This is a genomic window from Bacteroides sp. 1_1_30, from assembly GCF_020982715.1.
GTDB lineage: Bacteria > Bacteroidota > Bacteroidia > Bacteroidales > Bacteroidaceae > Bacteroides > Bacteroides xylanisolvens.
The window spans coordinates 1-12058 of record NZ_JAJKHN010000127.1 but is presented as its reverse complement, the minus strand read 5'-3'; the positions used below and the strand labels follow the sequence as shown (position 1 = coordinate 12058).

Genomic DNA, 12058 nt, shown 5'->3' with positions numbered 1-12058 from the left:
CTATAAATTTAATACTTTGATCGCTATGTTTCTAATTATAAGTGAAATATATTTATTCTTATATCGAACTCACGTTATTTTACAATCTTTCTTGTAAATTGTGCACAATTTGTCGCGTAAATGGCGTCAAAAGGCTTCTGTCATGTTGAAGTAGAACAAATTCTGCTTGTTCACCATGTCTCTGCCGAAATCAAGGCGTACATTCATACGGGGTTGAACTTCGATACGTAATCCCAATCCGAGGTTGGGAAGCACACCTTCTATCTTGCCCGGAGTGGGTCCCATGAAACCGCATCCTCCCCAGGCTACATATCCTATATGACTTAACATCTTTTTTATCCAAGTGCTTTTGTCCGTATTTATCATCTGGCGGTATTCGGCCATCATGACATGCGAGGACTTGTCGCGAAACTGTCCCATGTAATAACCGCGAAGATCGAAGGGGGTTCCACTAAGTACATATTTTGTTAGGGGTACATCTCCGAATGCGTTTTTGCTTTGCACTGTCCAGGCTATCACTTTGCGGCGTCCTACTGTTTTGTATTGGCGGTAATCGATTTCCAAACGGTAAAAGTTATTATCACTGCCGAACGTTTTATTGTACATCATTCCCCGGAAGTCAAGGTAAGTTCCGTTATAAGCATTGGCGGGAATATCACGTGTGTCATACGTCAATAGGAAGCCGAGTCCCGAACTGAAATTTTTGTATCCGTGCTCCGTACCTCCTGCCGCAATGTACGAGGGCTCATTAACCATCCCGGCAGCCGGTTTAGTTATCTTGTCATAGTTCAAATCGACTTGAGGGCCTGCAAAGAAATTACTTTCTCCCAAACGGAACAAGAACCAGGGGTTTACTTGAATGCCGCTATAACGGTATTCACTGGTATCTTCTCCACGTTCGTAATCTTTATTGGTGGAATATCCGATGCCATAAAAATTCTCGATTGTATTTTTATAAGAGAAGGTTCCGAAGATACGGAAACGGTCGCCTTTAAAGAAGAGCTGTGGTTTCGTCATCAGATTCAAGCCGCCCTTGAACATCAAGGCGATGGCCATTGGCACTACTGAACGCCGTTGAGTGGTATCACTCGGATTCATCCGAAACGTCATCAGTGCGCTACCGCCTACTAACAAACCGAAGTCCGGCGTATAACTGGGACCACCTAATATGTTATAGTGCAAATTCCGGTTTGCCACGCGCTGGCGACGCAACTCGCGCTTGGAAAGGGCAGGAATGGTGTCTGACGGGGTGCCTTCAATATCTGTAGGAGTAGTATCACTGATAGAAGTTGTAGACATTTGCAGTTCATCGCTTTTTACTGCCGTACTATCAGCCGTAGCTGACATCATATTGATGGATGGAAGCATCATCAATATTCCTATTATATATTTCTTCATAATTTCTCTGTGAGGAATTCGACTGCAAAGAAAACTCTTTTATTCCGATTAGTTTTGATGTTCTTAGATAATAAATCTAAAAAAGAATCGTATTTTTGCAGAATAAGATGTTTTTCGATATGCTGGTAAATAAAATTGCATGATTTAATCCCATACACTAAAACAATATTTGTTAGCATATCATGATCCGTCAGCCTATTAATTAATTATTTATATCAAATGAATAAACAGATTTTATCAATTTTTGTTTTCTGTGCTTTTTCTTATTCTACACAAGCGCAAGAAGTGAAAGGAGGCATCAGCGACTCCATGATGCAACAAATCAAGCAGAGTTATGCAAACACTCCCACCGACAAGGCTATTCGCAACGCCATCGGCAACAACGACATCCGTAAACTGGCTCTCAACCAGGATAACCTGAAAGGCATGGATACGCATTTTTCTATCAAAGTGTCTTCTAAAGGTATCACCGACCAAAAATCTTCTGGTCGTTGCTGGCTTTTTACAGGTTTGAATGTGATGCGTGCCAAAGCGATCGCCAAGCATAACCTCGGTTCCTTCGAATTCTCGCAAACTTATCCTTTCTTCTTCGACCAACTGGAGAAAGCCAACCTCTTTCTGCAAGGTATTATCGATACCAGCAGTAAGCCGATGGATGATAAAATGGTGGAATGGCTCTTCCGTAATCCTTTGAGTGACGGTGGAACATTCACCGGTGTAGCCGATATTGTCAGTAAATACGGGCTTGTTCCCAAAGATGTGATGCCGGAAACCAACAGTAGTGAAAATACCTCCCGTATGGCAGGTCTGATTGCCCTGAAACTTCGTGAACAGGGGCTTCAACTCCGTGATCTCGCTGCGCAAGGTGTCAAGCCTGCTGCCCTTGAGAAAACAAAAACAGAGATGTTGAGCACCATCTACCGCATGTTAGTGTTGAATCTCGGTGTTCCTCCTACTGAATTTACCTGGACTGAATATAACGCTAAGGGTGAGCCTGTGTCTACCGAAACTTACACTCCGCTTTCTTTCCTGAAAAAGTATGGTGACGAAAAACTGATTGATAATTATGTCATGTTAATGAACGATCCGAGCCGTGAATATTATAAGTGTTATGAGATAGACTACGACCGCCACCGTTACGACGGCAAAAACTGGACGTATGTCAATCTTCCCATCGAGGATATCAAAGAAATGGCTATTTCTTCTCTCAAGGATAGCACGATGATGTATTTTTCTTGCGATGTAGGTAAGTTCCTAAACTCTGACCGTGGTCTGCTGGATGTCAAAAACTACGACTACGAATCTCTTATGGGTACTTCTTTTGGCATGAACAAGAAGCAACGTATCCAAAGTTTTGCCAGTGGCTCCAGTCACGCCATGACTCTTATGGCCGTCGATCTTGACAAAAATGGAAAACCGACGAAATGGATGGTTGAAAATAGTTGGGGGCCTGCTGCCGGTTATCAGGGTTATCTCATTATGACAGATGATTGGTTTAACGAATATATGTTCCGTCTAGTAGTAGAAACGAAATATGCATCGAAAAAAGCTCTCGAGGTGTTGAAACAGAAGCCTATCCGACTTCCTGCTTGGGATCCTATGTTTGCTGAATAGTTTGCTGAATATTCTTTTTCTTTCGTCTTGATACGAAAGAAAAAGAACCAAAAAGAAAGAATCAAGGCTGCGTTTTTCCGGCTACTCCGGTGCTTCCTCCGGCTAAAGGGCAGAAACTCGCTACGCTCAAACAGTCTGCCCTTCTTAACGCCGAAGGAAACACCGGAGTAGCCGGAAAAACGAGGCCGGGGACCCCGTGCGGCGTGGCGGCCTTTGGTATACGGAAGATTGCATTGTTTTAAAGGATGTATAGCATGAAACTTTGCTGAATAAGAGGTTTTAGTTCTGCAGTGTGGAAGGATTTATAGTATAGAATACTTTTCTAAATAAGAGATTTTGCAGCATGAAGAACTTCCAGCATAAAAAGCACATTATCTAAAGAACTTTGCATATTACAAATGCTACTAATAAAAATGCTTTGCTATATAAAAGCCGCAGACGTTATACGACTAAATATAGCAAAGCTGAACAATATATAATAGAGATATAGAATACGATATAATAGTAGAGATAGAAAAATAGAAATATACAGAGAATTCCTTCCTAATACCCCTCACGAATATCATACAGCGGACCAGCCGGCGGCTTTCCCCGGCCTACTTTTTTCTCCGTCAGGCGAGCGCCCGTAACGTAGCGTTAAGAAGGGCAGATTGTTTGAGCGTAGCGAGTTTCTGCCCTTTAGCGAAGTGAAGGAAGCGAGTAGGAGAAAAAAGTCAGCCTTGAATTTTTCTTTGCTTCTTTCTTTTGTTTCAAGACAAAAGAAAGATGATTACGAGAAAGATGATTTACGTGTACGAACACGAAAGGAATTACGGAAATATATCCGTAATTCCTTTCTTTTTTCCTCCCGAATCCCAATCTTATTTATTACTTTTGCGGCAAATTTATGAAACCATTATTTTATATAGCATGGCAAATGTAATAAAGTTACGTAAAGGCCTTGACATAAACCTGAAAGGAAAAGCTGCTGAAACGTACGCAACAGTAAAAGAACCGGGATTCTACGCACTTGTACCCGATGACTTTCCTGGAGTGACGCCTAAGGTCGTTGTGAAAGAGCAGGAATATGTAATGGCTGGTGGACCCTTGTTTATCGACAAGTATCATCCTGAAGTGAAATTTGTTTCGCCGGTGAGCGGCGTGGTGACGAGTGTAGAACGTGGTGCTCGTCGTAAGGTATTGAACATCGTAGTAGAAGCTGCTGCAGAGCAGGACTATGAAGATTTTGGGAAAAAGAATGTTGCTTCGATGGATGCTGAAGCTGTGAAATCCGCTCTGTTAGAAGCCGGACTTTTCGCGTTTATCAAACAGCGTCCTTATGACATCATTGCAGATCCGACGGTAACCCCGAAAGGAATCTTCATCTCCGCATTCGATACCAATCCATTGGCTCCGGATTTCGAGTTCGCCCTCAAAGGCGAAGAAGCAAACTTCCAGACAGGGCTTGATGCTCTTGCCAAACTGGCAAAAACCTACTTGAACATCAGTGTGAAACAGAACGCTGCCGCACTGACACAGGCTAAGAACGTTACAATCACCGCATTCGACGGACCGAACCCTGCAGGTAATGTAGGCGTTCAGATCAACCATCTCGACCCCGTATCCAAGGGCGAAACGGTATGGACTATTGATCCGCAAGCCGTAATCTTCATCGGTCGCCTCTTCAATACAGGCCATGTAGATTTCACCCGTACAGTAGCTGTGACAGGTTCCGAAGTGTTGAAACCTGCATACTGCAAACTACAGGTAGGCGCATTGCTCACCAACGTGTTTGCCGGCAATGTAACAAAAGACAAAGATTTACGCTACATCAGCGGTAACGTGCTGACAGGAAAGCAAGTATCCCCGAACGGATTCTTGGGCGCATTCCATAGCCAACTGACTGTTATCCCCGAAGGTGACGACATTCACGAAATGCTTGGATGGATCATGCCGCGTTTCAACCAGTTCAGTGCCAATCGTTCTTATTTCAGCTGGTTGATGGGTAAGAAGGAATATACGTTGGATGCCCGTATCAAAGGTGGCGAACGTCACATGATTATGTCGGGTGAATACGATAGAGTATTCCCAATGGACATTCTACCCGAATATCTGATTAAAGCAATTATCGCCGGTGACATCGACCGTATGGAAGCACTCGGCATCTATGAAGTAGCTCCCGAAGACTTCGCCCTTTGCGAATTCGTCTGCTCTTCAAAGATGGAACTGCAACGCATCGTTCGTGTCGGACTCGATATGCTCCGTTCAGAAATGGCGTAATCGAATAAGAGATTAAATAATAAAAATTAAAATAAGCGATAGTTGAAATCTTGCGAAACGGCTCTCTGTGGATACAGCATAAACCCAGCACAGCCAATTTTCAACTCTCAACTTTCAATTTTCAATTAAATAAATGAAAGCGTTAAGAAATTATCTCGATAAGATAAAGCCGAACTTTGAGGAGGGCGGCAAATTCCACGCATTCCAGTCGGTATTTGACGGCTTCGAAACATTCCTGTTCGTGCCTAGCAAGACTGCGAAAACGGGAACGCACATACATGACGCAATCGATAGCAAGCGCATCATGTCGATTGTGGTTATTTCGTTAATACCGGCTTTGCTGTTCGGTATGTACAACGTAGGTTACCAGCATTTCACTCATACAGGTGCTACTGGCAGCTTCATCGAAATGTTTATCTACGGATTCCTGGCAGTACTGCCTAAAATAATCGTATCATACGTAGTAGGTCTTGGCATTGAGTTCGTCGTAGCTCAATGGAAGAAAGAAGAAATCCAGGAAGGATTCCTTGTTTCCGGTATCCTGATCCCGATGATCGTTCCGGTAGACTGTCCGCTGTGGATTCTTGCCGTAGCTACTGCATTCTCTGTTATCTTCGCAAAAGAAGTATTCGGTGGTACAGGTATGAACGTATTCAACGTTGCGTTGATTACTCGTGCATTCCTGTTCTTCGCATACCCGACCAAGATGTCCGGTGATGCCGTTTGGGTGTCAGGCGACAGCATCTTCGGTTTAGGACAAAGCGTAGACGGACTCACCGTTGCCACTCCACTGGGACAGGCTGCTACAACAGGTAGTGTTCCTGCGTTCAACATGGATATGATTACAGGTCTGATTCCGGGTTCTATTGGTGAAACCAGCGTAATCGCTATCCTGATTGGTGCCGTTATCCTGCTTTGGACAGGTGTTGCAAGCTGGAAGACAATGATTTCCGTATTCATCGGTGGCGCATTCATGGCATGGGTATTCAACTCAATCGGCATGGAAAACAACACAATGGCTCAAATGCCTTGGTACGAACATCTCGTTCTTGGTGGTTTCTGCTTCGGTGCCGTATTTATGGCTACTGACCCTGTGACTTCCGCACGTACAGAAAGAGGTAAATATATCTTCGGATTCCTGATCGGTGTGATGGCTATCGTTATCCGCGTACTGAATCCGGGTTATCCGGAAGGTATGATGCTTGCCATCCTGCTGATGAACATCTTCGCTCCGCTGATTGACTACTGTGTAGTACAAAGCAATATCAGCCGTCGCGAGAAACGCACTATCAAGTCTAACCAATAAATACCGAAAGAAAATGAATACGAATAGTAATAGTTATACTATCATTTATGCTTCGGTAATGGTTATTATCGTAGCATTCCTGCTGGCATTCGTTAGTTCTTCACTGAAATCTACACAAGACAAGAATGTGCAGTTGGACACTAAGAAACAAATCCTCGCTGCATTGAACATTAAGAATGTGGAAGATGCGGATGCTGAATATCAGAAATATGTGAAAGGGGATATGCTGATGAACGTAGACGGTACGCTGACCGAAAATACGGGCGAATTTGCTACCAACTACGAGAAAGAAGCAAAAGAACAACAACGTCTGCACGTGTTTGTATGCGAAGTGGACGGTCAGACTAAATATGTAGTTCCTGTTTACGGTGCCGGTCTTTGGGGCGCTATCTGGGGATACGTTGCACTGAACGAAGATAAAGATACCGTTTACGGTACTTACTTCTCACACGCTAGTGAAACTCCGGGTCTGGGTGCTGAAATTGCAACCGACCATTTCCAAAATGAATTTGTAGGTAAGAAGACTTTGGAAAATGGAGCTATCACTTTGGGAGTCGTAAAAAATGGCAAGGTAGAGAAACCTGATTACCAAGTGGATGGTATCTCCGGTGGTACAATCACTTCAGTAGGTGTAGATGCCATGTTGAAGTCTTGCCTGAATAGTTACTTGAGTTTTTTAACTAAATAATAAGGAGGAGAAAGATAGAATATGGGACAACTGTTTTCAAAGAAAAATAAAGAAGTATTCTCTGCTCCGCTGGGAATTGATAATCCGGTAACCGTACAGGTGCTCGGTATCTGTTCTGCACTTGCTGTTACCGCAAAGCTGGAGCCTGCCATCGTGATGGGACTTTCAGTAACGGTGATTACTGCATTTGCCAACGTTGTTATTTCACTGTTGCGTAAGACTATTCCTAACCGCATCCGCATCATCGTCCAGTTGGTTGTGGTAGCTGCTTTGGTAACTATCGTAAGTGAAATCCTGAAAGCGTTTGCTTACGACGTAAGCGTACAGCTTTCTGTTTATGTAGGTTTGATTATCACTAACTGTATCTTGATGGGACGTCTGGAAGCATTTGCCATGCAGAACGGTCCTTGGGAGTCTTTCTTGGATGGTGTAGGTAATGGTTTAGGCTATGCCAAGATTTTGATTATCGTTGCTTTCTTCCGCGAACTGTTTGGCTCGGGAACATTGCTTGGTTTCAATATCCTGAATTATGAACCGATTCAAAATATCGGATACGTAAACAACGGCTTGATGTTGATGCCGCCGATGGCATTGATTATCGTAGCATGCATTATCTGGTATCAACGTGCACGTCATAAAGAATTGCAAGAACAAAGTAATTAATTATTTCTGATTTCTGAATTATGATTTATGTCTAGCTTTATAGTCATAGTCGCATGATAAGTCTGCTGAATCATAAATTATAAATCATAAATCATAAATCAAAAAGAATTATGGAACATTTATTAAGTTTATTCGTCCGCTCTATCTTTGTGGACAACATGATATTCGCATTCTTCTTGGGTATGTGTTCATACCTGGCTGTTTCGAAGAATGTGAAGACTGCCGTAGGACTGGGTATCGCCGTGACTTTCGTGTTGCTGGTGACGCTTCCGGTCAACTACCTGTTGCAAACTAAGGTGCTGGCTGCCAATGCTATCATTGAAGGTGTCGACCTTAGCTTCTTGAGTTTTATTCTTTTCATTGCCGTAATTGCCGGTATCGTGCAATTGGTGGAGATGGTGGTAGAACGCTTCACTCCGTCACTGTACGCTTCGCTGGGTATCTTCCTGCCGTTGATTGCTGTTAACTGTGCGATCATGGGTGCCTCTCTGTTTATGCAACAACGTATCAATCTGGGTCCGAGTGATCCGAAATACATTGGTGATATTTGGGATGCCCTTTCTTATGCATTAGGCTCTGGTATCGGTTGGTTGCTGGCTATCGTAGGTCTGGCTGCTATCCGCGAGAAAATGGCTTACTCTGACGTACCTGCTCCATTGAAGGGCTTGGGTATCACATTTATCACAGTAGGTCTGATGGCAATCGCATTTATGTGTTTCTCTGGTTTGAACATCTAAAAAGAAAGGAATAAGACAATGGATATGAATTTAATATTAGCGAGCATTGGGGTATTCCTTGTGGTTATTCTGTTGCTTGTTGTAATCTTGTTGGTTGCTAAGAATTTCCTGGTACCATCAGGAAACGTAAAACTGACAATCAACGGCGAAAAGGAATTGGAAGTGGCTTCCGGTTCTACTTTGTTGAATACGCTGTCTGTAAATGGGATATTCCTGTCATCTGCTTGTGGTGGTAAGGGATCTTGCGGACAGTGCAAATGCCAAGTACTCGAAGGAGGCGGCGAAATCCTACCTTCTGAGGTTCCTCACTTCAGTCGCAAACAGCAGCAAGACCACTGGCGTCTGGGCTGTCAGGTGAAAGTGAAAGGCGATATGTCAATCAAGATTGACGAATCTGTACTTGGCGTGAAAGAGTGGGAGTGCGAAGTAATCTCCAACAAGAACGTGGCTACATTTATCAAAGAGTTCATCGTTGCTCTGCCTAAAGGCGAACACATGGACTTTATCCCGGGTTCTTACGCACAGATTAAGATTCCTAAATTCTCAATGGACTATGACAAGGACATTGACAAGAGCTTGATTGGTGATGAATATCTTCCTGCATGGGAGAAATTCGGTTTGCTGGGTTTGAAGTGTAAGAACGACGAGGAGACAATCCGTGCTTACTCTATGGCCAACTATCCTGCCGAAGGTGACCGTATCATGTTGACAGTACGTATCGCTACTCCGCCGTTCAAACCGAAAGAACAAGGTCCTGGATTTATGGACGTAATGCCGGGTATCGCTTCTTCTTATATCTTTACTCTTAAACCGGGTGACAAGGTAATAATGAGCGGTCCTTACGGAGACTTCCACCCAATCTTCGATTCTAAGAAGGAAATGATGTGGATTGGTGGTGGTGCCGGTATGGCTCCATTACGTGCGCAAATCATGCACTTGACCAAGACATTGCATACTACTGACCGTAAGATGTCTTACTTCTACGGTGCCCGTGCGCTGAACGAAGTGTTCTATCTGGAAGATTTCCTGCAAATTGAAAAGGACTTCCCGAATTTCACTTTCCATTTGGCTCTCGACCGTCCGGACCCTGCTGCTGATGCTGCAGGCGTGAAGTACACTCCGGGATTTGTTCACAACGTAATTTACGAAACTTACCTGAAGAATCACGAAGCTCCTGAAGATATTGAATACTACATGTGTGGTCCTGGTCCGATGTCGAAAGCTGTTGAGAAGATGCTCGACGATCTTGGCGTTCCGGCACAGAACCTGATGTTCGACAACTTCGGAGGATAATTCGCAGAAGAGAACAAACCGGTCGGAACAATGACCGGAAAGGTTACATAAACACAGAGCGGGAAATCTGAAAAGCAGTAATGCTTCTTCGATTTCCCGCTTTTTTTTACTATTATCTCATAATGTCTTTCCGTTATGGTTTGTATCTATTTTATGTCTGTTTTAAAGATAGTTCTCCTTTTTTATCCGTACTTATCTATTATATTCGTATATTTGGCTACACAATAGAATTATTAAAGTACAATAGGTTATGGAATATCATCGTATATCTTTTATTCACAATGATACAGAGTATTCATTTGTCAAAGCTATGAGTTCAAGTTTAACGGGATATGCCTTGGTGACAGCTTGTAGGGCAGAAGTAACCATTTACATGAAAGAGAATAATCTGAAAGGTTATTATATATTGACCGGCATGGCTAAAGTTTGATTGCATTTTTATCTCCGTACTCTTTCCTTTTTGTATCTTTGCCCCCATGTTAGAGAAAAATGAAATTATACAGTCGGCTCTCCGCAATTTGAAGATTGAGGAGCTGAATCCGATGCAGGAAGCATCACTTGAACAAGCTACCGGAAGAAAAGACGTTATACTGTTGTCACCGACAGGATCGGGCAAGACGCTGGCCTATCTGTTACCTTTACTCCTTACTCTAAAACCGAACGATGACAGCGTGCAGGTTTTGATTCTCGTTCCTTCGCGTGAGCTGGCCTTACAGATAGATTCTGTATTCAAAGCAATGGGGACTTCCTGGAAAACCTGCTGTTGTTACGGTGGGCATCCTATCGCCGAAGAAAAGAAAAGTATATTGGGCAATCATCCTGCTATCATCATTGGTACTCCGGGACGTATCACCGACCATCTGTCTAAAGGAAATTTCAATCCCGAAACCATTGAAACTTTAATTATCGACGAGTTCGACAAATCGTTGGAGTTTGGTTTCCACGATGAAATGGCAGAGATTATCACCCAGCTTCCGGGATTAAAAAAACGTATGTTGCTTTCAGCTACCGATGCCGAAGAGATTCCCGAATTTACAGGATTGAACCGCACAGTTAAGTTGAACTTCCTTTCGGACGATTCTGAAGAACAAGAGTCGCGCTTGAAATTGATGAAGGTGCTTTCGCCTTCCAAAGATAAGATTGATACTTTATATAACCTGCTTTGTACATTGGGGAGCAGTTCGAGCATCGTGTTTTGTAATCATCGGGATGCGGTGGACCGTGTACATCAGTTATTGGCAGATAAAAAACTACTCGCAGAACGTTTTCATGGTGGTATGGAACAGCCGGACCGTGAACGTGCGCTTTACAAGTTCCGTAATGGCAGTTGTCATGTCTTGATTTCTACCGATCTGGCAGCCCGTGGACTGGATATTCCGGAAGTCGGACATATCATCCATTATCATTTGCCGGTCAATGAAGAAGCCTTTACGCACCGCAACGGACGTACAGCGCGTTGGGATGCGACCGGAACGTCTTATCTGATTCTTCATGCCGAAGAGAAACTTCCTTCTTATATCCCGGAAGAAATGGAAACAGTGGCGTTGCCTGAAAACCCTCCCCGGCCTCCGAAATCGCTCTGGGCTACTATATATATAGGTAAAGGAAAGAAGGAGAAACTTAGTCGGATCGATATTGCCGGATTCTTATATAAAAAAGGAAATCTGACTCGCGAAGATGTCGGAGCGATTGATGTCAAAGAACATTATGCTTTCGTTGCCGTTCGCCGGGCTAAGGTGAAGCAACTCCTGAATCTGATTCAAGGAGAGAAAATAAAAGGAATGAAGACTATTATTGAGGAAGCGAAGTAAAACTCTTTTTTTTTGTAATATAGAACTCTTAAAGTCCTCTTTTATTATGTACAATCGTCCCTATGTTCACTAGTCATTGAGCATAGGGATGATTACTTTATTTCCAAAGATATTTTACTTTCCACTTTATTTCCCTGTTAATCTAAGCTGAATTCACTGTTGCAGTTTATAAATATTCATTTTTATTGCATTAATCTTTTGTTTTATCATCAATATCTCCGGTTCTATTTCAATCTCGACTTTTATCCCATACTTGACATCTATAGATAACAATATGGTGTATATATCC

Annotated in this window: 10 protein-coding genes; 9 read left to right on the top strand and 1 reads right to left on the bottom strand. The window is 43.1% G+C overall.

Annotated features, from left to right (window positions below; translation table 11 throughout):
* Positions 1-126: 126 nt before the first annotated feature.
* Positions 127-1398 (bottom strand): BamA/TamA family outer membrane protein, encoded by a 1272-nt coding sequence (locus LPH68_RS24070; protein ID WP_192923112.1) that lies wholly within the window; start codon positions 1396-1398, stop codon positions 127-129.
* Positions 1399-1617: 219 nt separating this feature from the next.
* On the opposite strand from LPH68_RS24070, the gene LPH68_RS24065 reads away from it, so the two are divergent.
* From LPH68_RS24065 to LPH68_RS24025, 9 genes are all read left to right on the top strand, one after another.
* On the top strand, positions 1618-3012 hold the full coding sequence (locus LPH68_RS24065; RefSeq protein ID WP_004315907.1) for a C1 family peptidase: 1395 nt from the start codon (positions 1618-1620) through the stop codon (positions 3010-3012).
* Between the two features lie 909 nt (positions 3013-3921).
* Positions 3922-5271 (top strand): Na(+)-translocating NADH-quinone reductase subunit A, encoded by a 1350-nt coding sequence (locus LPH68_RS24060; protein ID WP_032811845.1) that lies wholly within the window; start codon positions 3922-3924, stop codon positions 5269-5271.
* Positions 5272-5404: 133 nt separating this feature from the next.
* Positions 5405-6577 (top strand): NADH:ubiquinone reductase (Na(+)-transporting) subunit B, encoded by a 1173-nt coding sequence (locus tag LPH68_RS24055; protein ID WP_008775869.1) that lies wholly within the window; start codon positions 5405-5407, stop codon positions 6575-6577.
* A gap of 13 nt (positions 6578-6590) precedes the next feature.
* Positions 6591-7265, top strand: coding sequence for a Na(+)-translocating NADH-quinone reductase subunit C (locus LPH68_RS24050; protein WP_004315905.1), 675 nt, complete (start codon positions 6591-6593; stop codon positions 7263-7265).
* Between the two features lie 21 nt (positions 7266-7286).
* Positions 7287-7928 carry an NADH:ubiquinone reductase (Na(+)-transporting) subunit D gene (locus LPH68_RS24045; RefSeq protein ID WP_004300389.1) on the top strand — a complete coding sequence of 214 codons (642 nt, stop codon included), beginning with the start codon at positions 7287-7289 and terminating at the stop codon, positions 7926-7928.
* 110 nt (positions 7929-8038) lie between these two features.
* On the top strand, positions 8039-8665 hold the full coding sequence (gene nqrE, locus LPH68_RS24040; RefSeq protein WP_004315904.1) for an NADH:ubiquinone reductase (Na(+)-transporting) subunit E: 627 nt from the start codon (positions 8039-8041) through the stop codon (positions 8663-8665).
* A gap of 18 nt (positions 8666-8683) precedes the next feature.
* Positions 8684-9958: an NADH:ubiquinone reductase (Na(+)-transporting) subunit F gene (nqrF, locus tag LPH68_RS24035; protein ID WP_008022130.1), complete on the top strand. Its 1275-nt coding sequence runs from the start codon at positions 8684-8686 to the stop codon at positions 9956-9958.
* 250 nt (positions 9959-10208) lie between these two features.
* Complete coding sequence (locus LPH68_RS24030) at positions 10209-10388, top strand: hypothetical protein (protein ID WP_004306317.1); 180 nt, start codon at positions 10209-10211, stop codon at positions 10386-10388.
* A gap of 46 nt (positions 10389-10434) precedes the next feature.
* Entirely contained in the window at positions 10435-11769 is a 1335-nt protein-coding gene (locus tag LPH68_RS24025; RefSeq protein ID WP_008643837.1) for a DEAD/DEAH box helicase, read from the top strand.
* Positions 11770-12058 lie beyond the last annotated feature (289 nt).

Coding starts and splice junctions, on each gene's coding strand:
- nqrF (WP_008022130.1), top strand. CDS start 8,684: ATGGATATGAATTTAATATTAGCGAGCATTGGGGTATTCCTTGTGGTT.
- LPH68_RS24025 (WP_008643837.1), top strand. CDS start 10,435: ATGTTAGAGAAAAATGAAATTATACAGTCGGCTCTCCGCAATTTGAAG.
- LPH68_RS24055 (WP_008775869.1), top strand. CDS start 5,405: ATGAAAGCGTTAAGAAATTATCTCGATAAGATAAAGCCGAACTTTGAG.
- LPH68_RS24030 (WP_004306317.1), top strand. CDS start 10,209: ATGGAATATCATCGTATATCTTTTATTCACAATGATACAGAGTATTCA.
- LPH68_RS24050 (WP_004315905.1), top strand. CDS start 6,591: ATGAATACGAATAGTAATAGTTATACTATCATTTATGCTTCGGTAATG.
- nqrE (WP_004315904.1), top strand. CDS start 8,039: ATGGAACATTTATTAAGTTTATTCGTCCGCTCTATCTTTGTGGACAAC.
- LPH68_RS24060 (WP_032811845.1), top strand. CDS start 3,922: ATGGCAAATGTAATAAAGTTACGTAAAGGCCTTGACATAAACCTGAAA.
- LPH68_RS24065 (WP_004315907.1), top strand. CDS start 1,618: ATGAATAAACAGATTTTATCAATTTTTGTTTTCTGTGCTTTTTCTTAT.
- LPH68_RS24045 (WP_004300389.1), top strand. CDS start 7,287: ATGGGACAACTGTTTTCAAAGAAAAATAAAGAAGTATTCTCTGCTCCG.
- LPH68_RS24070 (WP_192923112.1), bottom strand. CDS start 1,398: ATGAAGAAATATATAATAGGAATATTGATGATGCTTCCATCCATCAAT.